We start from the raw sequence: 21,187 nt of genomic DNA, 5'->3' as shown, positions 1-21,187 counted from the left end.
GCACGCCGCGCCGACGCCGGCAGGGCCCGGCCGCCCGGCTCAGCCGAAGAGCGTCCGGCCCCAGTGGTCGCCGCCGTCGCGCACCCCGGGCGGGCAGGCGAAGATGCCGCTGGAGACGTGCCGCAGGTACTCGTTCATCGCGTCGTTGCGGGCCAGCCGGGTCTGGATCGGCACGAACTGCTTGCGCGGGTCCCGCTGGTAGGCGATGAAGAACAGCCCGGCGTCGAGCCGGCCCAGCCCGTCCGAGCCGTCCACGAAGTTGTAGCCCCGGCGCAGCAGGCGCGCGCCGTCGTGCTGGCTCGGGTGGGCGAGCCGGACGTGCGCGGTCTCGGCGATCAGCGGCTGACCGTCGTCGCCCTTCGCGGCGAGGTCGGGCTCGTCGAACTCGTCGCCCCGGCCCAGCGGGGCGCCGCTGCCCTTGGTCCGCCCGACGATCTGCTCCTGCTCGACCAGGGAGCTGCGGTCCCAGGTCTCGACCAGCATCCGGATCTTGCGGGTGACCAGGTAGGACCCGCCGGCCATCCAGTCCGGCCCGTCGCCCGGCTGGGCCCAGAGCTGCTCGCGCAGCAGCCCGGCGTCCTCGGCCTTGAGGTTGGCGGTGCCGTCCTTGAAGCCGAACAGGTTGCGCGGGGTGGCCTGCCCCCGGGACGTCGACGAGGTGCGCCCGAAGCCGAGCTGCGACCACCGGACGCTCACCACGCCCATGCCGATCCGGGCCAGGTTCCGGATGGCGTGCACCGCCACCTGGGGGTCGTTGGCGCAGGCCTGGACGCAGAGGTCCCCGCCGGACAGCTCCGGGCGCAACGCGTCCCCGGCGAAGTGCGGCAGGTCGGCCAGCGGGGCGGGTCGGCGGCCGGCGAGGCCGAACCGGTCCTTCCCCTGGGCGTCGCGGAACAGCGTCGGGCCGAAGCCGATGGTGAGGGTGAGCTGCGAAGGGGGCAGCCCGAGGGCCTCCCCGGTGTCGTCCGGCGGTGCCTCGGGGACGCCGCCGACCGCGCCGATCACCCCGGCGTCCCGCCCGGCGGTCATCCGGGCGGCTGCGGCCGTCCACTCCTGGAGCAGCTCGACGAGCCGGGTCCGGTCCTTGCTGACGACGTCGAACGCGACGAAGTGCAGCCGGTCCTGGGCCGGGGTGGTGATGCCCGCCTGGTGCTCACCGTGGAACGGCACCGCGCCGGCCGCCGCGCCCTCATCGGCAGCGGCGCGGTCGCCGCCGCCCCGGGCCAGCGCGCCGGCCCCGACGGCGACGCCGGCCACCCCGGCGACGCCCGCGCTGGCGAGCGTGATCGCCCTCCGCCGGGACACCTGATTCCCGCTCATGCCGTCACCCTTCCCTGCCTCGTCGCTGCGCCCACCGGGGCGGTCGGTCACCGGGCGACGACCGCCGCCACCTTGCTGATCGGCTCGGCCAGCGCGTTGATGCTGTCCGATAGTTCCTTCAGCTCGGCCTTGCTCAGCGCGGTGTGCAGCTTCCAGCCGTCCCCGTCGCGGTGCTTGCCGAGCGCGGTCTCCACGTTGGTGAACTCCTTGTCGAGCTGGGCGACCAGCTCCGGGGAGCGCTGCTCCAGAGCCGGGCGGAGCGAGGCGATCGCCGCCTTCGAGCCCTCCAGGTTGGCGTTGAAGTCCCAGAGGTCGGTGTGCGAGTAGCGCTCCTCCTCGCCGGTGATCTTGCCGCTGGCGACCTCGTCGAGCAGCGCCTTCGCGCCGTTGGCGAGCTGGAGCGGGGTGAGCTTCTCGGCGTTGGCCTTGGCCACGATCGCCTTGACGTCGACCAGGAGCTGGTCGGCGATCGGGCCGTCCTTGCTGATGTCGCCGGTCGTCCAGAGGTCCTTCTCGATCCGGTGGAAGCCGGTGAACTCCATGCCCTCCTCGATGACCTCCTCGCGGCCGTCGATCTTCGGGTCGAGGTCGCCGAAGCTCTCCGCTACCGGCTCGATCCGCTCCCAGTAGGTCCGGGCCACCGGGTACAGCGCCTTGGCCTTCGCCACGTCGCCGGCCTTGACCGCGGCCACGAACTCCTCGGTCTTGGTCAGCAGGGCGGCGGTCTGGCTGTTGACGTAGCGCTGGTAGCTCGCGGTGGCCTCGGCCAGCGCGGCGTCGGGAGCGACGGTCGCGGCGGTGCCGCTGACCTTCAGCGCCCCCCGGATGCCCTTGCCGATCATCCCAGGCTTGCAGGCCGTCTCGTACGTCCCGGCGGGCAGCTCGACGCGCAGCTCGCGGCTGAGCCCGGGGGCGATGTTCTCCACCTCGCCCATCACCCGGTCCCCGGCCGCGTAGACGTAGAACTCCGTGACCTTGGCACCGGAGTTGGTGATTTTGAAGGAGGTCTGGCCGGCGGGCAGGTCGGTGCGGCCGACCTCGCACGCGGTGTCGGTCGCCTTGACGGTGATCGGGCCCCCGTCGCCGGCTGCGCCGTCCTTCTCCGCTCCGCCGCAGGCGGCGACGCCGGTGGTGGCCAGCACGCCGGTGGCGGCCAGAGCCAGGAAGCGGGTGGTACGCATCAGGAGTTTCTCCTCGTGAGGTCAGGCGCGCGGCGACGCGGTCGCCGGCCCGGTTCCGCTGGTGGGGGAAGAGTCGGTGCCGGGGGCCGCCGGGCCGGACGGTTCGGCGGCGGTGTTCGTGGCGGGCCGGGCCGGGGCGGCTGGCCGGCGCAGGAAGATCAGCAGCACCGGCAGGGCGTACGCGACCCAGGCGACCATCTCCAGCACGCTCGGCGCGGGGGTGACGTTGAACATCCCGGCGAGCAGGGCGGCGTACCAGGTGCTCGGGTCGAGCACTCCGGTGATGTCGAAGGCCAGGTCGTTCAGGCCGGGCAGCACGCCGGCCTCCTGGAAGTCGTGCACGCCGTACTTGAGGATGCCGGCGGCGACCAGGATCAGCAGGGCGCCGGTCCAGGTGAAGAACGTGGACAGGTTGATCTTCAGGGCACTGAAGTAGAGGCCCACGCCGATGGCCACGGCGCTGGCGATACCGCCGATCAGGGCCAGCAGCGGCCCGCTGTCCCCGGCCGCGCCCTGGGCGGCGGAGTAGAAGATGAGGGCGGTCTCCAAGCCCTCCCGGATCACCGCGAGGAAGGCCATCCCGGCCACCGCGACGGAGCCGACCGCGAGCGCCTCGCTCAGTCTGCCGCGCAGCTCACCGGCCATTGTCCGGGCGGCCCGGCGCATCCAGAAGATCATCCAGGTGACGAAGGCGACGGCCGCGACCGAGGTGACCGCCTCGAACAGCTCGCGGTCCTCGGAGCGGGCCAGCAGCGAGGTCGAGGTGTACTCGATCAGCCAGCCGAACAGCACCGAGAGGGCCACCGCGAGGCCGACGCCCGCCCACACCTGGGGGAGCCGGTCCCGGCGCTGCGACTTCACGAGGAAGGCGACCAGGATGCTGACCACCAGGGTCGCTTCCAGGCCCTCCCGCAGGCCGATCAGGTAGGTGGCGAACATCGGCACTCCATGATCCGTCAGCATGCCTCAGCTAACTTAGGGCAGCCATACCTTCCTCCCGTTCCGTGACCTCGTCAAGTTGTTCAGGACGATGTCACCGGCCACGCGGCCGGCCCGGTACACGAAGGGACCGGGCCCGCCGCGGCGCGGCAGACCCGGTCCCTGTCGTGCGGATCAGTAGCGGTAGTGCTCCGGCTTGAACGGGCCCTCCTGCGAGACGCCCAGGTAGGCGGCCTGCTCCTTGGTCAGCGTGCTCAGCTTCGCGCCGAGCGCGCCCAGGTGCAGCCGGGCCACCTTCTCGTCCAGGTGCTTCGGCAGCACGTAGACGCCGATCGGGTAGTCCTCGGGCTTGGTGAACAACTCGATCTGCGCGATCGTCTGGTTCGCGAACGAGTTCGACATCACGAAGCTCGGGTGCCCGGTCGCGTTGCCCAGGTTCAGCAGCCGACCCTCGGACAGCACGATGATCGAGTGCCCGTCGGCGAACTTCCACAGATCGACCTGCGGCTTGATGTTCACCCGCTCGACATCGGAGCGCTTGGCCAGGCCAGCCATGTCGATCTCGTTGTCGAAGTGACCGATGTTACCCACGATGGCCTGGTGCTTCATCCGCGCCATGTGCTCATTGGTGATGACGTCGAAGCAGCCGGTGGCCGTGACGAAGATGTCCGCCTGCCCGACCACATCGTCCAGGGTCGCCACCTGGTAGCCGTCCATCGCCGCCTGAAGGGCACAGATCGGGTCGACCTCGGTCACCACGACCCGGGCGCCCTGACCACGCAGCGACTCGGCACAGCCCTTACCCACATCGCCGTAGCCGAGCACGACGGCCATCTTGCCGCCGATCAGCACGTCGGTGGCCCGGTTGATGCCATCGATCAGCGAGTGGCGGCAGCCGTACTTGTTGTCGAACTTGCTCTTCGTCACCGAGTCGTTGACGTTGATGGCCGGGAAGAGCAGGGTGCCGTTGCGGTGCATCTCGTAGAGCCGGTGCACGCCGGTCGTGGTCTCCTCGGTCACGCCCTTGATGCCGGCGGCGATCCGGGTCCAGCGCTGGCCGTCCTCGGCGAGGGAACGGTGCAGCACCTCAAGGATGACCGCGTACTCCTCGGAGTCGGCGGACTCGACCGGCGGAACAGCCCCGGCCTTCTCGAACTCGACACCCTTGTGCACGAGCAGGGTGGCGTCGCCGCCGTCGTCGAGGATCATGTTCGGACCCTGACCGTCCGGCCAGGCCAGCACCTGCTCGGTGCACCACCAGTACTCCTGAAGACTCTCGCCCTTCCAGGCGTACACCGGCACACCGGCCGGGGCCTCGGGCGTGCCGTCCGCGCCGACGACGATCGCGGCGGCGGCATGATCCTGGGTGGAGAAGATGTTGCACGACGCCCAACGAACCTCAGCACCGAGCGCCACCAGGGTCTCGATCAACACAGCCGTCTGAATGGTCATGTGCAGCGAGCCGGTGATCCGCGCCCCCGCGAGGGGCTGCGCCTGCGCGAACTCACGACGGATCGCCATCAGGCCCGGCATCTCGTGCTCGGCGAGCTGGATCTCCTTGCGCCCGAACTCGGCGAGCGACAGATCCGCCACCTTGAAGTCGCCCTCGGCGAGGGTGCTCGGCCGGTCCTCGGACGGCGTACCGCTGGGGACGGCCGGGAGGGTGCTGGTCATAGAAGCTCCTGTCGAAGAACGAAGTGCTGCGCGACCCTTCACTTTACGCGCGAAGGCGGACAGCGCGCGGGGCGGTCGGTCGTGAACGGACTTTCCCGCCCACTGTCCGGCCGCCCCGCGCATCCCCCCGGTTTGGTTCCCCGCGCGCCCTCAGACCTTCGTCTTGTTAACGCTGCGTACCCATAGCGTCACACTGCGCCAGCGCCACGTCAAGCTATTCCGGGAATTTCGGATATGTGTCGGCCGCGTGGGTCGACCTACCTCTACGGGGGGGGCACTGTCAGTCGAGCCCTGGGGTGGCCACGTACGCCTCGCCCTCGCCGTCGAGAACGAGCGGGCCGGCGTCAGCCGGGCCGATCGCGGACTGCCCCGGCACAAGGGCGACAACGCCCCGACCGTCGTCGACCGAGAGCCTCCCGGCCCGGCAGAGCACCACGCGGGGCCCCGGCACCGTGAGCCGGACCGGCAGCGCGCCGGCGTCCAGCCGCACCCGGTGCAGCGCGAAGTCGTCGACGGGCACCGGCCAGCGGATCACCCCGGCGGACACCGGCTCCGGAGCCACCACCGGGTCGTCGAGCACCTCGAAGCGGAGCACCCGCAGCAGCTCGTCGACGTCCACCCGCTTCGGGGTCAGCCCGCCGCGCAGCACGTTGTCGCTGGCCGCCATGATCTCCACGCCCGTGCCCCGCAGGTAGGCGTGCAGGTTGCCGGCCGGCATCCAGATCGCCTCCCCGGGGGCGAGCCGGAGGTGGTTGAGCAGCAGCGCCACCAGCACCCCGGGGTCCCCCGGGTAGTGGCCGGCCAGCGCTCGGGCGAGCTCCGCGTCCGGCCCCGCGGCCTGCGCCGCCAGCACGTCCGCCACCAGCCCGGCCCGCTCCCCCGCCGGCCAGCTCAGCAGCAGCCGGACGGCCTCCCGCAGCCCCGCCGGGCCGCCGCGCAGCGCCGACACCACCGGCTCCAGCGCCGGCACGCCGAACGCGGCCAGCGCCTCGGCCGACTCCGCCGGGTCGCGGAACCCGCAGAGCGCCTCGAACGGCGAGAGCGCGACCAGCAACTCCGGCTTGTGGTGCGGGTCGGCGTAGTTGCGCTCCCCCGCCGGGCGCGCCGCGTCGGCCGCGTACCCGGCACGGGCCTGCTCCGGGTCCGGGTGGGCCTGGAGGCTCAGCGGGGCGTCCGCGGCGAGCACCTTGAGCAGGAACGGCAGCCGGGGGCCGAACCGCTCGACCACCCGGTCGCCGAGCCAGCGCCCCGGCTCGGCGGCCAGCAGGTCGACCAGGCTCGCCGCCGCACCACCGCGCCGCACCGTGGCCGGCGCACCCGGGTGGGCACCCAGCCACAGCTCGGCCTCCGGCCCCGCGCTGGGCACCGGGCGCCCCTGCAACTCGGCGATCGCCGAACGGGATCCCCAGGCGTAGTCCCGGATCGGCCCGTGCAGCGGTTCCACCTCAGCTCCCGGTGCGGGTCTCGTCGGTGGCGGTCTCCGTCGCGTGCGGCACCGCGGCGTCCGGCGCGTCCGGGGCGGCCGTGGGAGCCGCGGTGCCGGTGCCGGCCCGCTCTGCCGCGACGGACCAGATGTCCGGCTCCAGATAGATCACCCGGGCGACCGGGACGGCCGCGCGGATCCGCATCTCGACGGCGTTGATCCCCCGCGCCAACTCCTCGGCGCTCTCGCACGCCGGGACCGCGACCTTCGCGGCCACCAGCAGCTCCTCCGGGCCCAGGTAGAGCGTCTTCATGTGGATGATCCGCTCGACCTCCGGGCCGGCGGTGACGGCCCGCTCGATCGCGGCCACGTCCTTCGGCTCGGCGCCCTCACCGAGCAGCAGGCTCTTCGTCTCGATCGCCAGGACGATCGCGATGAGCACCAGCAGGACGCCGATCATGGCGGTGCCGGCCGCGTCCCACATGCCGTTGCCGGTGATCAGGGTCATCCCCACGCCGAACAGCGCGAAGACCAGACCGACCAGCGCGCCGAAGTCCTCCAGCAGCACCACCGGCAGCTCCGGGGCCTTGGACCGGCGGATGAAGTGCACCCAGGACTGGTTGCCCCGGATGTGGTTGGACTCCTTGATCGCCGTACGGAAGGAGAAGCTCTCCATCACGATGGCCGCGACCAGCACGACGACCGGCACCCAGTGCCAGCTCTCGATCCCGTGCGGTTTGGCCGCCTTGTGCCACGCCTCGTACAGCGCGAACAGGCCGCCGACGCTGAACAGCACGATCGACACGATGAACGCGTAGATGTAGCGCTCCCGGCCGTACCCGAAGGGGTGCTCGGGGGTTGCGGCGCGCTTGGCCCGCCGGCCGCCGAGCAGCAGCAGGCCCTGGTTGCCGGAGTCGGCCACTGAGTGGATCGACTCGGCCAGCATCGACGAGGAGCCGGTCAACAGGAACGCGATGAACTTCGTTATCGCGATGCCCACGTTCGCGAACAGCGCCGCGACGATCGCCTTGGTACCGCCGTCGGCGCTCATGCCGCTCCCCGTTCGATGCCGCACGTGCTCACTGGTTTGCCAGCTCCTTCATTTCTGTGATGGCCGGAACCGCCATCGGGTCCAGTCCGTGTGCCAGGGCCAGGTAGACGGAGGCGAAGTCCGGCACCGCCACCAGCGAGGCGAGCCGCTCCAGCGCGGAGCCGCCCTCGGCGGTCACCACGTCGCAGCGCACCCCGCGCCGCTCGGCGAGGGTCTGCACGGCGTCGGCCCGACGCTCCTCGACCGCCAGCGGCTCGTCGGCGTCGTCCTCGGCGTTGAGGCCGCCGTCGCGCAGCAGCACCAGCCGCAGCCGGGTGCCCTTCACCTCGGTCTCCTCCGGGTCCGCGAAGATGTCCCGCTCGCCCTCGGCGAGGCCGCCGAACACGCCGTCGAGCAGGCCGACCCGCCCCCGGCCGGCCTCGCCGAGCGCCCCGCTGACCACGGGATAGCGGGCGTTGGCCGACAGGGTGTCACCGAACCGGCGGGCCGCCACGGTGGCCAACGGCGACGAGCCCCAGACGATGGGGATCGACCCCGCCAGCCCAAGGGCCAGCGACTTCGCGGGGTTGACGAACGCCTCGGCCGTGGCACGGCACCGGTCGGCGTCCGCGTCGAGCCGCGCCGCCGTCTCGGCCAGATCCGCCTCGTTGACCTTCACGAGCCCGAGCGTACGGGCGGCGAGCAGAACCGGCACGGTGAGCGCCCACAGGCTGGCCCGGGCCGGGGCGCGGCGGGGCACCGGGATGAACGGCGCGCGGGCCCGCTCGGCCGCCGCCTGCAACTGCGAGTCGGGGGCGCCGACGGCGACCAGCCGGGCGCCACGGCGGTGCGCGGCCTCGGCCGCGCCGAGCGCCTCGGGACTGCGGCCGGAGGCGCTGACCGCGATCACCACGTCGGCGGCGCCCACCCAGCCGGGCACGCCGGCGCTGCGGTGCGGGATGACCGGGACCGGGCAACGCGGCCCGGCAACCGTGGCCAGCACGTCGCCGGTACGCCCGGCCGTGCCGATGCCGGCGATGACGACCGCCCGGGGGCGGCCGTCGTCGGCGAGCGCGGTCAGGTTCGTCTCGGCGGTCAGGGCGGCGGACTCCCGGACCTGCGCCCCGGCGGAGGCGGTGAACCGGAGCATGCCGCCCGGGTCGTGCTCCGCGAGGGCGTCCGGGTCGTCCAGCAGGGACTCGTCGGCGTCGCGGCGGCCGCTGACTCCGGCCGTTCCCTCCATCACGGCTGCTGCGCGGGTCCGCCGCGCGCCTCGTCGAGCAGCAGCACCGGCACGTCGTCGCGCACCTCGAAGATCCGGCCGCACTCGGTGCAGGTCAACGTCTGCGCCCCGGCGTCGTAGTCCAGCGGGGCATGGTGTGTGTCGGGGCAGGCGAGGATCTCGAGCAACTGCGGGTCCAGGGCCATGGTGCGGCTCCTTCCACGGTGCGGGGACGGCGGTCGACGGTGCCGACCGGCGCAGGCGATCTTATCGGCGAACCCGGTCGAGCACCTCGTCGCGGAGTGAGATCATCCGCTCCTCGGTCGGCGCCTCGACGTTCAGCCGCAACAGCGGCTCGGTGTTGCTGGCACGCAGGTTGAACCAGGCGCCGTCGGGGAAGCTCAGGGTGAGCCCGTCCAGCTCGCCGGCGGTCGCCTCCGGGTACGCGGCGCGCACCTCGGCCACCCTCGCCGCCTGGTCGGCCACCGTAGAGTTGATCTCGCCGGACGCGACGTACCGCTCGTACTCCCGGGCCAGCTCGGACAGCGGTAGGTCCTGCTCGCCGAGCGCGGCGAGGGCGTGCATCGCGGCCAGCATGCCGGTGTCGGCGAACCAGAAGTCCCGGAAGTAGTAATGGGCGGAGTGCTCGCCACCGAAGACGGCGTTGGTGCGGGCCATCTCGGCCTTGATGAAGGAGTGCCCGACCCGGGCCACCACCGGCTTGCCGCCGTGCTCGGCGATGATCTCCGGCACCGCCCGGGAGGTGATCGGGTTGTGGATCACCGTGGACCCGGGATGCCGGGCCAGCTCGCGGACCGCCACGAGGGCGGTGATCGCCGACGGGGAGACCGGCTCGCCGCGCTCGTCGACGACGAAGCAGCGGTCGGCATCGCCGTCGAAGGCCAGCCCCAGGTCGGCGCCGTGCTCGCGGACGGCCCGCTGGAGGTCGACCAGGTTCGCCGGGTCCAGCGGGTTGGCCTCGTGGTTGGGGAACGTGCCGTCCAGCTCGAAGTAGAGCGGCACGATCTCCAGCGGCAGCGCCGGCAGCACGACGTCGCCGAGCACGCTGGGCACCGTCCAACCACCCATCCCGTTGCCGGCGTCGACCACGACCTTCAGCGGCCGGATGCCGGAGAGATCGACCAGCCCGCGCAGGTGGGCGGCGTACTCCGGGCGCAGGTCGCGCCGCTCGGTCGGCCGGGTCGGTGCCTCGGCCGGGGGCGCGGCACCGGAGTCGAGCAGCGCCTGCGCCCGGTCCCGGATCTCGGCCAGGCCGCTGTCCTGCCCGATCGGGCGGGCGGCCGAGCGGCACAACTTGATGCCGTTGTACTTGGCCGGGTTGTGGCTGGCCGTGAACATGGCACCGGGCAGGCCGAGGATGCCGGAGGCGTAGTAGAGCATGTCGGTGGAGGCGAGACCCAGCTCGATGACCGACCGCCCCTGCGCCCGGACGCCGGCGGCGAACGCCTCGGCCAGGGCCGGACCGCTGGCCCGCATGTCGTGCGCGATCACCACCGCGTCGCCGGGCTCGTCGGCGGCGGCGAGAACCTGACCGAAGGCGACGCCGAGCGCCTCGGCCGCCCGCTCGTCCCACTCGTCCGGCACCGTACCCCGGACGTCGTACGCCTTCACGATCCGGGACAGATCAGACACGGGTTCCGCTCCTTGGCCGCAGGTCCTCAACGCACCTGAGCGTATCGGAGCGCCCCCGTCTCCCCCGCCTCAGCCGGGGAGGCGGGGCATGATCGTCGTCGCGTCGCCGCCACCGGCGGGCGCGGGGGGCCCACCCGGGCCGGGCGGCGTCCCACCCGGACCCGGCATCCCACCTGGACCAGGCGGCCCACCCGGACCCGGCGCCTCGGGCGGGCCGGGCTGCCGGGGCGGGGTGTCGCCAGCCGGGTACGCCGTACCGCCGCCGTAGACCCCGCCGCCACTGACCGGCGGGGCGGCCGGCGGGCCGGGGCGGGCGCCGTACGTCCCGGCGGACGGGGGTGCGGCCGGCCGGCCGTACACCCCGCCGGTGGGCGGCGCGGGCGGGGTCGCCGCCCCGCCTCCGGAGCGGTACGTGGTGCCGCCCGGGTTGCCCTGCAGCGGCACCGGCGGGTACTCGCCCCGGCCGGCGGCCGGCTCCTTGTCGGCCCGGGACCGGCGCACCAGCAGCACAATCAGGCCGACGCCCACCACGACCAGGCCGACGCCGAAGAGCATGAACACCGACAGACCGCCGGAGTCCTCCTCGGCGGCGACCGGGGTTGCCGAGCCGGCCCGGGCGGCGGCCGCGGCCAGGGTCGGGCCGCCGGCCTCCACCGCCTCGGTGGGCGCCACGGTCGGGCTCGGCGACGGTTTACGCGACGAGGTGGGTGACGGGCTCGGCTTCTTCTTCTCCCCGATCACCCGGGCCGCGGTGGCGTCCCGGCCGAGGGCACGGCCGAACGCGTTGGTCGCCTCACCCGCCAGCTCCAGCCGGCCGCCCGGCGTACCCGCCCGGAACGTCACCCGGTAGCGCACCGTGAGGCTCTTGCCCTTGCACAGCGTGGGGTTCGTCGGCGCGACCTGACTCGCGGTGACCCCGCCCCCGCCGCCGGAGACCGACACCGGCCACCACCGACCGGCCTTGGCCACCTGGACGGAGGCCTGGTCCGCGGCGAGGCCGTCGAGCCGCAGCCCCAACCCGGTACGGACCAGCACGCAGCCCCCGGTGCGCTTGCGCACCTCGACGTTGACCGTCCCCGGCGAGCCGCCCGCCCGGAAGCTGTCGGCCGAGCGCACCCGCACCGAGTCGCCGTCGGCCAGGGCCGGCGTCGCCCCGACGGCCACGAGGCCGCCCAGCATCACGCAGACCGCCGCGATCCGCGTCGCCCGCCGACGTACCGCCATGCTCACCTCACCGTTCATCCCCGGGTGGGGTCCGCTGGTCAGGTTACTACCGGGTGCGGGGCCCGGTAGTTCGTCGAGCTCCCCGCATGTGCCTTGCGTTACGGAAACCGCCCCCGCCCGCCGCGTGGGCGGGCGGCCAGCAGGTCCGTCAGCAGGCGGCGGCCAGCGCCTCGCGGCAGAGTCGGTCGGCGGTGCGGGTGGTCTCCGGCAGCCGGTACCTCGGCGTCAGCGCGAGCACCCGGGCGCAGGCGTTGTCCAGGCTCATCCGGTGCCCGACGCTCACGAAGACCGGCTTCACCCCGTCCCGGGTACGCAGCACCCGGCCGACCACCTCCCCGCCGTCGCGCAGCGGCGACCAGGCGCCGCGCCGGGCCGCCGGCGGCTCCCACTCGCCGACCAGCGGCGTCTTGCCCACCCCGATCGCGGGGAGCCCGGTGACCACGCCCAGGTGGCAGGCGAGCCCGAACCGGCGCGGGTGGGCCAGCCCGTGCCCGTCGCAGACCAGCAGTTCCGGGCGGACGGTCAGCTTCTCCAGCGCGTCCAGCAGCGCGGGCAGTTCCCGGAAGGCGAACAGCCCGGGGACGTAGGGGAACGCGGGCCGCCCCACGCCGACCGCCCGGTCCACCACGGCCAGCGTCCGGGCGTCCAGCACGGTGACGGCCGCCGCGAGCCGGTCGCCGCTCTCGGCGTACGCCACGTCCAGGCCGGCCACCGTCGCGGGCGCGGTGGGACCCGGCCCGACCAGGTCGGCGAGGGGTCGCATCCGGTCCTGTACGGCGAGCGCCTCGGCCTCGGTGCGCGGCGGCCGATGAGTTCGCGCCCCGGGTCCGGGTGGCCGGTGGGTCGCCGATGGGTCAGCCATCGGGTGAGCATGGTCCGCCGTCCCCGTGGGCGCAACGATCAACGTCGGTGACGACACACCCGGCCGGGTCGAGCCGGGGTTTTCGCACACCTGTCGGGTAACTTCTTCTGGTCCGAAATTCCGGTCATCGACAGGAGAAGCTCCGCGCATGGGCAAGAAGACGATCCACGTCTCCGACTTCAGCGGCACCGTTCTGCGGCCGGACGACGAGGTGGTCCGCGTCGTGGTGCTGGAGCACCCCGACCTGGTCGCCGGCCCCGTGCAGCTGGACGCCACCACGGCCGAGGTGGAGAGCATCGACGACGCCACGCTGGACGTCGCGGTGGTGGAGATCCACGACCAGCACGGCGGCGGCGAGCCCCGCCGGGTGGTGCTGACCGCCAGCGAGTTCGACGCGATGGCCACCGACGTGCCGATGGCCCAACTGCTCAAGACCGCCGAGCGGGTCCGCCCGCCGAAGGCGCGCAAGGGCGCCGAGAAGCCGGACTACGGCACCATCGAGCACGCCGGCAAGCCGCACCGGGGCCGGGTCACCGAGGAGGAGGCCCGGCTGGTCCGCGAGCAGCTCGACGAGGTCAACAAGCGGCTCGCCGACGCCGGGATCCGCCAGGTCGACCCGGCCGATCCCGAGCACGCGCTCCGGTACGGATTCCCCACCGCCGCAGCCGTCTCTCCGGTGCCACCCGCAGCCTCCTGACGCCCCGTCGCCGCCCGACGGCTGTCGGGCGGCGACGCTCCCACCCGCAGGCGCGGCAGGGCCTTCCTACTCCTGTGCGGCGGCGAGAGCCTCGGCGACGGCGGCCTCGACGGCGGCCCCGTCCACGCCGAGGCCGGTGAGCACTCCGGCGCCGTCCTCCAGTTGCAGCAGGGCGAGCAGGATGTGCTCGGTGCCGACGTGCTGGTGACCGAGCCGCAGCGCCTCCCGCATGGTGAGTTCGAGCGCCTTCTTGGCCCCGGGGTCGAACGGGATCAGGGCGGGCAGCGTGTCGGTCGGCGCCGGCAGGGCCGCGGTCGCGGCCTCCCGCAACCGCTCCAGCGGTACGCCCTGGGCGACGATCGCCCTCGCGGCGAGGCCGTCGGGCTCGCCGAGCAGCCCGAGCACCAGGTGCTCGGGGCGGATCTCGGCGTTCCCGACGGCGCGGGCCACCTCCTGGGCGGCGACCACGACATTGCGGGCGCGCGGCGTGAAGTTGCCGAACCCGCGGTTGGGGTCGAGGGCCGACGGTTCGGTGGACGCCTTCGGCACGAACCTCTTCTGCGCCGCCTGCTTGCTCACCCCCATGCTGCGGCCGATCTCCGTCCAGGACGCGCCGGAGCGGCGGGCCTGGTCGACGAAGTGGCCGATCAGGTGGTCGGCGACGTCGCCGAGGTGGTCGGCCACCACGACCGCCCCGGCGAGCTGGTCGAGGGTGTCGGTGTGGGCCTTCTTGATCCCGGCGATGAGGTCGTCGAGGCGGATCGAACTGGGCATCTGGGCAGGACTCGTCATGCGTCAACCATAGGTTGACGCACCCTCATTCGTCAACCCGGAGTTGACGATCCGGCCTCCCGCCTCGGCCGTCCTCGACCACGGAAAGGACGGTGCTGACGTCGAGGACGGCGAGGGCGTCCTCGCCGACCGACCGGGCCTCGGCGACGGTCCGGCCGAGCGTGACCACCCTGGCGGCCACGCTCGGCAGAGAGACCAGTTCCCCCACCTGGTCTCCCTCGGCGACGAAGACGTCCAGGGCCAGGACACCATCCCGAGCCCCGGCGGCCCCGGCGCCGGTGATCGCCGTCACCCGCCCCGGCCGGACGTGCTTGGTCAGCAACATCGAGGCCGAGCGCGGCTGGGTCGGCGGGGCCACGTCCAGCGGCTCGCCGGACATCACCGCCAGGTACGCCGCGACGACGTCGTAGGAGTACGCGTATCCGATCATCAGCATGATGGGGCCGCCGGCGAGGCGCCCCCCGCACTCCACCAGCCGGACCACGCCGTCTTCCATGATCCACTCGCTGTGGATGAACCCCGTGTCGAAGTCGACTGCGGCGACCAGCCGCTCCGCCTCGGCGACCAACTGGGCGTACTGCGCCGGCGGCAGGTCCGGGTCGATGGTCTCGGTCACCGGCACCGGATTTGCACCGGGGGCGACATCGGTGGCGGTGACGTTGCGGAAGAGCACCTCTCCCCGGCGGACCAGCAGGTTCACGTTGTACTGCCGCCCGACCATGCGCCGCTCGGCCAGGTAGGACTCCACCGCGGGGAAGCGCGTGCTGCTGTGCGCCGGTGGGGCGACCATCCGCTCCCAGCCCGCCGGAACGTCGGCGGCGTCCGGGACGATCTGCACCCCGGACGAGCCCGCCCGCGCGGTCGGCTTGAGCACCAGCCCGCCGGGAACCCGTTCGGCGAAGGCCACCGCGTCGGCGGGCGAGCGGATGAGCCGCCACTGCGGGCCGGCGACGCCACCGGCCTCCGCCACCTGGCGCAGGAGGAACTTGTCGCCGAGGATCTCCGCCGACGCCGGTCCGGCGCCGGGCAGGCCGAGGCGCTGGGCCAACCGCGCCGCGAACACCACCCCCGCGTCGTCGACCGGGACGACCGCCTGGATCCGCAGGTCCGGATGCCAGAGGTGGAACAGGTCGGCCGCCATCGGGCGTCGGAAGTCCAGTTCGTACAGGTCGCACTCGGGCCAGTGGGCGGCGAGGTGGGCGCGGGCCCCCCGGGCGTACGCCACGGCCGGCTCCTCGATGATGATCACGCGCAGGTCGCCGACGGTGCGGCGCAGCAACGGCAGCCAACCCTGCACGTACCCGACGAGGACCAGTGCTCGCCGATCGTCCGGACTACTCACCCGGGACACTCCCTCTCGATGGCTGGGTCACGATCCGGTCGACGGCCGCCGCCAGCGACCGGACGGTCGGGTTCTGGAAGAGGGTGGCCAGCCCGACGGGAGCGCCCAGGGCACGGCTGAGCCGGGCCTCCACCTCGATCAGCCTGAGCGACGAACCACCGGCGTCGAAGAAGTTGACATCCGGGCCGAGGGTGTCGTGGCCCAGGGCGGCGGCGCAGACCCGCCCGACCAGCGACACCATGGGCCCGTCGGCGCGTGCGTCGGCCGTGACGGCGATCGCGCGCAGCGCGGCGATGTCCGGCTTGCCGTTCGGGGTGAGCGGCATGGCCGCCAGGATCCGCAGGTCACCGGGGTGCATGGTGGCCGGCAGCAGGTCGGCGAGGTGCCGGCGCAATCCGTCCCCGGTCAGCTCCGGCGGCCCGGCCACGTACGCGGTGACCCCGTCGGGCCCGTCGGCGAGCAGGAGGCAGTCGGTCACGTCGGGGTGCTCCCGCAGCACCGCCTCGATCTCGTCCAGCTCGACCCGGGTGCCGTTGAGGCTGACCTGCCGGTCGGCCCGGCCCCGGAACTCGATGGTGCCGTCCGGCCGGGCCATCCCGAGGTCCCCGGTCCGGTACAGCCGCACGCCCTTCTCGCCGTGCGGGTCCGGCCCGAAACGGTGGGCCGTGCCGGTCGGGTCCCCCGGGTAGCCGAGGGCCAGGTACGGGCTGCGGACCCGGATCTCGCCCACCACGTTGACCGGCACCGGGCGCCCGTCGTCGTCGGTGAGCAGGATCTCGGCGGTGGGCGAGGCCGGGCCGACCAGCGGTCGGATGTCGGCGGTCTCCCGGGATCGGGGATGGCCGTGGTCGATCGTGGCGGCCACCTGGGGGGTCTCGGTGGCACCGTAGTGCGACACCACCCGCGCCCCGGGACAGAGTCGGGCGATACCAGCGACGTCCCGAGCGTCCACCGCGCCGCCGCCGAAGGCGACCAGTCGGACGTCGACCAGCCGGACGCCGGACGCCTGAGCAGCCGCGACGAGCAGCCGCCCCAGGGCGGGACTCAGGTGCAGAACGGTGATCCGCCGGACGGCGAGCCAGCGGACCAGCGCGGTCGGCGACGCGGCCTCCGAGGCTGCCGGCAGGTGCACCGACGCACCCACCGCCACCGCGACCAGCACCTCACGGAGCAGGGGGTCGTGGCCGACCCCGGCGAGCGCGGAGAACCGGTCCTCCCCGGTGAGCCGGTACGCGGCCGGGTACCACTGGAGCAGGGCCGCCAGCGGGGCCGCCGGGGCGGCCACCGGCCGGGGGTGACCGGTGCTGCCGGAGGTGAACGCGAGGTAGGCCGTCCCGGCAGGTAGCGATCCCGAACCGGACACCGGTGACGCTCCGTCCCGGGCCGCCGGGATGCCTGCGGCCTGGTCCGGGCGCACGGCCGGACGGTCACCGGTGGCATCGACCACGACCGGGTCGCCGGCGGCGGCCAGCATCCGCTCTCGGCGGGTCGGCGGCAGGGCGGCGTCGACCAGCAGAAACGTCCTGGCTCCGGCCAGCACGGCGACCAGGGCCGCGACCAGCGCCGGACTCCGGCCACCCATCACCGCCACCACACGTCGCCGCCCAGGGTCGACGCGTTCCAGCGCCGTCCCGAGATCGACGACGGTGGAGGCGAGCTGATCGCCGGTCAATGTCCCGTCACCGGCCAGGACTGCGGGGCTGTTCCCGGTGCGCCGCAGGGCGGCCAGGAGGGTGCGCCCGAGTTCCGCCGCTGACGAGGTGACCGGCGGGTACGCCCGCCAGGGGGACCGCGCCGTGCTCGTGTCGGCCCGTCCGACGTCGGCGAGCAGCCGGGCAGCGTCGCGAGGAAGGTCGGCGAGCACCCGGACGCAGTCGTCGGCCACCGCCTCGATCTGGTCGTGGTCGAACAGGTCCAGGTCGTAGACCAGCTCGAGCCCGACACCGTCCCGGTCGTCGACGAAGTACGCCGAGATGTCGAACAACGCCCCCGGCAACGGCGGGGTGAGCGCCTCGACCCGGGTCCCCGGGCCGAGGTCCAGCGGCGTCGCCGGATACGACAGCAGGTTGCACCAGATCTGGAAGATCGGGTTGGCCGCGGCGACCCGGGGCGGGGCGAGTTCCCGAACCAGCTCGTCGAAGGGCACGCGCCGGTGGGCCAGGGCCGTGGCGACCTCGTCGGCCACCATGCGCAGGTTGTCCCGCACCGACCGGTTCCGGTCCACGGCCAGGCGCAGGACCAGCGAGTTGTTGAAGAAGCCCACCGAATCGGCCAGGTCCGCGTCGTCCCGGTCCGCGACCGGGGTGCCGATGACCAGGTCGTCCTGCCCGGTGTACCGGTTGAGCACCGTCGCCAGGCCCAGGGCGAGCAGGGGGAACAGCGGCACCCGGTGACGTACCGCGAGGTCGCGCAGCTCTCCGGCCACCTGTTCGGGCAGCCGGTGGGCCACCCGCCCGGCCCGGAACCGGGGGGTGACCGGACGGCGGCGGGCGAACGGCAGCCGGACCGGCCCGGGCAGGTCGGCCAGTCGCTTCACCCACCAGGCGAGTTCCGCCTCGACCGCGGCCCGGTGCTCCGGGGAACGGGCGGCGGCGGCGACTGCGGGGAACTGCACCGGCTCGGGAAGGTGCTCACCCCGGTACGCCCGACCGATGTCGCGCTGGACCACCTCGATGGACCAGCCGTCGACCACGATGTGGTGCCCGACCAGGGCAAGGAGGCAGGTGTCCGCTCCGGTGACCAGCACCTCCGCCCGGAACAGGGGGCCGGTGTCCAGCCGGAACGGGCGGCGAACCACCTCGGCCGCCCAGTCCTCGACGGTGCTGGTGGGGTCGGCCACCACCAGGCCGCCGTGCTCCGGCGGGTCCGCGACCAGTTGCACCGGCCGGGCGGCGACCATTCCGACCCGGGTACGCAGGGCCGCGTGCCGCCCCAGCACGGTGGCGACCGCGCGGTCGAGACGGTCCAGGTCGACCGGGCCACGCAGGCGCAGCAGCGCCGGGACGTGGTAGGCGGAGCAGTGCGGGTACATCTGGTGGAGCAGGAACAGCCCCTCCTGTTGGGGTGCCAGCGGAGCGCTGCGCCGGCCCCCGGTGATCGGGCGGGCGGGTCGCGGCGGCGCGGCGGCGGCGGGCCGGACGTCCAGGACGGCGGCGAACCCGCCGACGGTGGATTCGGCCAGCACGTCTGCGACGGTGACGGCCCGTCCGGTCTCCCGGGCCGCTCGCTCGGCGACGACCATCGCGGACAGGGAGTGCCCGCCGTGCGCGGCGAACTCACTGTCCGCGCTGAGGTCACGGGCCCCGAAGACCTCCGTCCAGAGCCGGGCGACGTAGCGTTCCCGGTCGGTCATCGGCGGCGCGGCGGGAGCGGGGTCGGCCGGGGCCGCACGGCCGGCGCGGAGCAGGGCGGAGACGGCCGCCCGGTCGGCTTTGCCGCTGGCGTTGCGGGGCAGCGCCGCCAGGACCACCAGATCGGCGGGTACGGCGACGGCCGGCAGGACGTCGGCCAGGTCGGCGCGCCAGGCACCGGGGTCGGGTTGCCCGGTGACCACCGCCATGACAGCGCCGTCGCGGACCAGCGCCACGGCATCGGTGACCCCGGGCAGTCGGCGCAACGCGTGCTCGATGTCGCCCAACTCGATCCGCACTCCCCGGATCTTCACCTGGTGGTCCCGGCGTCCGTGGTACGCCAGGTCCCCGTCGGGCAGCTGCCGCACCAGGTCGCCGGTGCGGTATGCCCGCCCGCCCCGTCCGGCACCGGCATCCGGCACGAACGCCAGGGCGGTCGCCGCGGGCCGCCCCAGATACCCCCAGGCCACCTGGGGGCCGGCGAGGAGCAACTCACCCAGCTCCCGGGGCCCCACCTCGCGCAACGCCGGGTCGACCACTCGGGCGCGGACGCCGGGCAGGGGCTGGCCGATCACCGGCAGGTCCGCCGCACCGACCCGGGCCACCACCGTGTCCACGGTGCACTCGGTCGGCCCGTAGACGTTGTACGCCGTCGTCCCGGCCCGCTCGGTCAGTTCCGCCCACAGCCCGTCCCCGATGGCCTCGCCGCCGACCAGGATGCGCAGGTCCCCGCACTGGTCCAGGTACGGCAGCAGCGCCCGCAGGTGGGTGGGGGTGATGTCGAGGTCGGTGACCCGACGGGTGCGCAGCACCTCGGCGAACGCGGCCGGGTCGAGCCGGTCGGCCTCGCGGAGCAGGACCACGGTGTCGCCACGCAGCAGCCGCAGCCACTGCTGGACCGAGGCGTCGAAGGAGAGGCCGGCGTTCCACGCCACCACGTCGTGTCCCGGCCCGGCCGCCCCGCAGGCGAGGAGTCCGTCGGCCAGCGCCAGGACCGCCCCGTGCGGCACCATCGCCCCCTTCGGACGGCCGGTGGAACCGGAGGTGAACACCACGTACGCCAGGTCGGCATCGGTGACCTCGGGCAGCCGGGCGAGCGCGGCGGCGTCGACGGTGACCTCACCGCGCAACGCGTCGGCCAGCTCCGGCACCACGACGTCCGGGCCGGTCGGGGTGCCCGGTTCGGTGATCAGCCGGGTGACGCCCGCCTCCGCCAGGACCGCCGCCTGGCGCCGGGCCGGATGCGCCGGGTCCACCGGGACGTACGCCGCCCCCGCCCGCAGCACCCCGAACAGGGCCACCACCATGTCGACGGACCGGTCGAGGCGGAGGCCCACCACGTCGCCCCGGCCCACCCCGCACGCGGCAAGGGCGACGGCCACCGCGTCGACCCGACGGCCGAGTTCGGCGTACGTGACAGCGTCGTCGGCGACGACCAGCGCCGTGCGGTCGGGGTGGGCGGCCACGACGCGGCCCAGGGCGGCGGGAATCCCGGCGGGGACGGCTTCCATCCGGCTCAGCCCACGAAGTCCAGGCTGACCTTGCCGGTCGTGACCCGCGCCCGCATGTCGGTCACGGCCTGCGCCACGTCCCGGAACGGGTACGACCGGCCCGTCTCCATGTCGAGCTGCCCCTTCTTGATCATGCCGAACAGTCCCACCATGGTCTCCGGGAACACCTCGTGCCGGTCGGAGACCAGGTTGTACGCCGAGAAGCCGGCGATGGTCCGGGTGCCGGCCATCAGCGACTCGGGCCGGACCGGGGTGCTGAGCTCCCCCGAGGTCGAGCCGAAGATCACCATTCGCCCGCACGGCGCCAGCGCGGAAAGAGCCGAGTCGAGCTGCGGCCCGCCGTGCATCTCCAGGATCACGTCGACCATGCGGCCCCCGTTCGCCTCGACCAGGGCCGCGCCGATGTCGGTGGTGGTGGAGTCCACCGTCTCGTCGGCGCCCAGGGCGGCGACGTGCGCGCGCTTGTCCGGGGTGGACGCCGCGCCGATCACCCGGCGGGCCCCCCACGCCTTGGCGAGCTGCACGGCGATCGACCCGACGCCGCCGGCGGCGGCCATCACCGCGACGGTGTCCCCACGGCTGATCCGGGCCATGGTCCGCAGGATGTGCCAGGCGGTGAACCCCTGGGTGGCCATCGCGAGGGCGGCCCGGTCGGAGACGAAATCGGGCACCTCGAGGAACTGTTCGGCGACGAAAACCTCCGCCCAGGCCCCCTGCCTGGCCCGGCCCAGCATCCGGCGGCCATCGGCGGTGGTGCCCACCGCCTCGATGCCCGGGCGGTACGGCAGCGGCGGCTTGAGGGAGTAGGTCCCCTCGACGATGTGGACGTCGGAGAAGTTGACGCCCGCGCTGCGGACGCGGAGCAGGGTCTGGTTGCCGGCGGCGACCGGATCCGGCACGTCGTGGATCTCCAGGCCTCCGGGGCCGTGACCGGTCAACGAGATCGCGTGCAAGGTACTTCTCCTAA

Annotated in this window: 16 protein-coding genes; 1 reads left to right on the top strand and 15 read right to left on the bottom strand. The window is 73.7% G+C overall.

Annotated elements, in window-relative coordinates:
- Positions 1-39: 39 nt before the first annotated feature.
- The 11 genes from efeB to nfi form a co-directional block, all read right to left on the bottom strand.
- Positions 40-1,320, bottom strand: coding sequence for an iron uptake transporter deferrochelatase/peroxidase subunit (gene efeB, locus ACQPZO_RS05665; RefSeq protein ID WP_433347673.1), 1,281 nt, complete (start codon positions 1,318-1,320; stop codon positions 40-42).
- A gap of 47 nt (positions 1,321-1,367) precedes the next feature.
- Entirely contained in the window at positions 1,368-2,501 is a 1,134-nt protein-coding gene (gene efeO / locus ACQPZO_RS05660; RefSeq protein WP_433347671.1) for an iron uptake system protein EfeO, read from the bottom strand.
- Between the two features lie 21 nt (positions 2,502-2,522).
- On the bottom strand, positions 2,523-3,440 hold the full coding sequence (gene efeU, locus ACQPZO_RS05655) for an iron uptake transporter permease EfeU (RefSeq protein WP_433350822.1): 918 nt from the start codon (positions 3,438-3,440) through the stop codon (positions 2,523-2,525).
- A gap of 174 nt (positions 3,441-3,614) precedes the next feature.
- On the bottom strand, positions 3,615-5,114 hold the full coding sequence (ahcY, locus tag ACQPZO_RS05650) for an adenosylhomocysteinase (RefSeq protein ID WP_433347669.1): 1,500 nt from the start codon (positions 5,112-5,114) through the stop codon (positions 3,615-3,617).
- Between the two features lie 280 nt (positions 5,115-5,394).
- Positions 5,395-6,558 carry a mannose-6-phosphate isomerase, class I gene (gene manA, locus ACQPZO_RS05645; RefSeq protein WP_433347667.1) on the bottom strand — a complete coding sequence of 388 codons (1,164 nt, stop codon included), beginning with the start codon at positions 6,556-6,558 and terminating at the stop codon, positions 5,395-5,397.
- A 1-nt stretch (position 6,559) separates the two neighbouring features.
- Positions 6,560-7,588 carry a cation diffusion facilitator family transporter gene (locus tag ACQPZO_RS05640; RefSeq protein WP_433347665.1) on the bottom strand — a complete coding sequence of 343 codons (1,029 nt, stop codon included), beginning with the start codon at positions 7,586-7,588 and terminating at the stop codon, positions 6,560-6,562.
- Between the two features lie 28 nt (positions 7,589-7,616).
- A complete protein-coding gene (locus ACQPZO_RS05635) occupies positions 7,617-8,813 on the bottom strand; it encodes an SIS domain-containing protein (RefSeq protein ID WP_433347663.1) in 1,197 nt (398 codons plus the stop codon).
- Complete coding sequence (locus ACQPZO_RS05630) at positions 8,810-8,995, bottom strand: Trm112 family protein (RefSeq protein ID WP_117665810.1); 186 nt, start codon at positions 8,993-8,995, stop codon at positions 8,810-8,812. The genes ACQPZO_RS05635 and ACQPZO_RS05630 overlap by 4 nt, the downstream gene beginning before the upstream one ends.
- A gap of 61 nt (positions 8,996-9,056) precedes the next feature.
- Positions 9,057-10,442 (bottom strand): phosphomannomutase/phosphoglucomutase, encoded by a 1,386-nt coding sequence (locus ACQPZO_RS05625; protein WP_433347660.1) that lies wholly within the window; start codon positions 10,440-10,442, stop codon positions 9,057-9,059.
- A gap of 69 nt (positions 10,443-10,511) precedes the next feature.
- The gene (locus ACQPZO_RS05620) at positions 10,512-11,666 is read right to left on the bottom strand and encodes a hypothetical protein (protein ID WP_433347658.1); all 1,155 of its coding nucleotides are present in this window, start codon (positions 11,664-11,666) and stop codon (positions 10,512-10,514) included.
- A 148-nt stretch (positions 11,667-11,814) separates the two neighbouring features.
- Positions 11,815-12,528, bottom strand: a complete 714-nt coding sequence (gene nfi / locus ACQPZO_RS05615; protein ID WP_433347656.1) for a deoxyribonuclease V — start codon at positions 12,526-12,528, stop codon at positions 11,815-11,817.
- 148 nt (positions 12,529-12,676) lie between these two features.
- On the opposite strand from nfi, the gene ACQPZO_RS05610 reads away from it, so the two are divergent.
- Entirely contained in the window at positions 12,677-13,225 is a 549-nt protein-coding gene (locus ACQPZO_RS05610) for a hypothetical protein (protein ID WP_433347654.1), read from the top strand.
- Positions 13,226-13,291: 66 nt separating this feature from the next.
- On the opposite strand, the gene ACQPZO_RS05605 is transcribed toward ACQPZO_RS05610, so the two are convergent.
- The 4 genes from ACQPZO_RS05605 to ACQPZO_RS05590 are packed head-to-tail and all read right to left on the bottom strand — an operon-like array spanning position 13,292 to position 21,173.
- Positions 13,292-14,017 carry a Clp protease N-terminal domain-containing protein gene (locus ACQPZO_RS05605; RefSeq protein ID WP_433347652.1) on the bottom strand — a complete coding sequence of 242 codons (726 nt, stop codon included), beginning with the start codon at positions 14,015-14,017 and terminating at the stop codon, positions 13,292-13,294.
- Positions 14,018-14,042: 25 nt separating this feature from the next.
- Positions 14,043-15,359 (bottom strand): ATP-grasp domain-containing protein, encoded by a 1,317-nt coding sequence (locus ACQPZO_RS05600; RefSeq protein ID WP_433347650.1) that lies wholly within the window; start codon positions 15,357-15,359, stop codon positions 14,043-14,045.
- Complete coding sequence (locus tag ACQPZO_RS05595; protein ID WP_433347648.1) at positions 15,352-20,220, bottom strand: amino acid adenylation domain-containing protein; 4,869 nt, start codon at positions 20,218-20,220, stop codon at positions 15,352-15,354. Before ACQPZO_RS05595 ends, ACQPZO_RS05600 begins: the two co-directional genes overlap by 8 nt.
- 5 nt (positions 20,221-20,225) lie before the next feature.
- Positions 20,226-21,173: a quinone oxidoreductase family protein gene (locus ACQPZO_RS05590; protein ID WP_433347646.1), complete on the bottom strand. Its 948-nt coding sequence runs from the start codon at positions 21,171-21,173 to the stop codon at positions 20,226-20,228.
- Positions 21,174-21,187: the final 14 nt, after the last annotated feature.

The organism is Micromonospora sp. CA-111912 (assembly GCF_050948415.1).
GTDB lineage: Bacteria > Actinomycetota > Actinomycetes > Mycobacteriales > Micromonosporaceae > Micromonospora.
The sequence above is the reverse complement of the archived record's forward strand: the minus strand, read 5'-3'. Positions and strand labels throughout refer to the sequence as shown.

Excerpts from the sequence above, each read along its gene's own strand:
- ACQPZO_RS05640 (WP_433347665.1), bottom strand. The coding sequence starts at position 7,588 with ATGAGCGCCGACGGCGGTACCAAGGCGATCGTCGCGGCGCTGTTCGCG.
- ACQPZO_RS05605 (WP_433347652.1), bottom strand. The coding sequence starts at position 14,017 with ATGACGAGTCCTGCCCAGATGCCCAGTTCGATCCGCCTCGACGACCTC.
- efeU (WP_433350822.1), bottom strand. The coding sequence starts at position 3,440 with ATGTTCGCCACCTACCTGATCGGCCTGCGGGAGGGCCTGGAAGCGACC.
- nfi (WP_433347656.1), bottom strand. The coding sequence starts at position 12,528 with ATGGCTGACCCATCGGCGACCCACCGGCCACCCGGACCCGGGGCGCGA.
- ACQPZO_RS05610 (WP_433347654.1), top strand. The coding sequence starts at position 12,677 with ATGGGCAAGAAGACGATCCACGTCTCCGACTTCAGCGGCACCGTTCTG.
- ahcY (WP_433347669.1), bottom strand. The coding sequence starts at position 5,114 with ATGACCAGCACCCTCCCGGCCGTCCCCAGCGGTACGCCGTCCGAGGAC.
- ACQPZO_RS05630 (WP_117665810.1), bottom strand. The coding sequence starts at position 8,995 with ATGGCCCTGGACCCGCAGTTGCTCGAGATCCTCGCCTGCCCCGACACA.
- efeB (WP_433347673.1), bottom strand. The coding sequence starts at position 1,320 with ATGAGCGGGAATCAGGTGTCCCGGCGGAGGGCGATCACGCTCGCCAGC.
- efeO (WP_433347671.1), bottom strand. The coding sequence starts at position 2,501 with ATGCGTACCACCCGCTTCCTGGCTCTGGCCGCCACCGGCGTGCTGGCC.
- ACQPZO_RS05620 (WP_433347658.1), bottom strand. The coding sequence starts at position 11,666 with ATGGCGGTACGTCGGCGGGCGACGCGGATCGCGGCGGTCTGCGTGATG.
- ACQPZO_RS05595 (WP_433347648.1), bottom strand. The coding sequence starts at position 20,220 with ATGGAAGCCGTCCCCGCCGGGATTCCCGCCGCCCTGGGCCGCGTCGTG.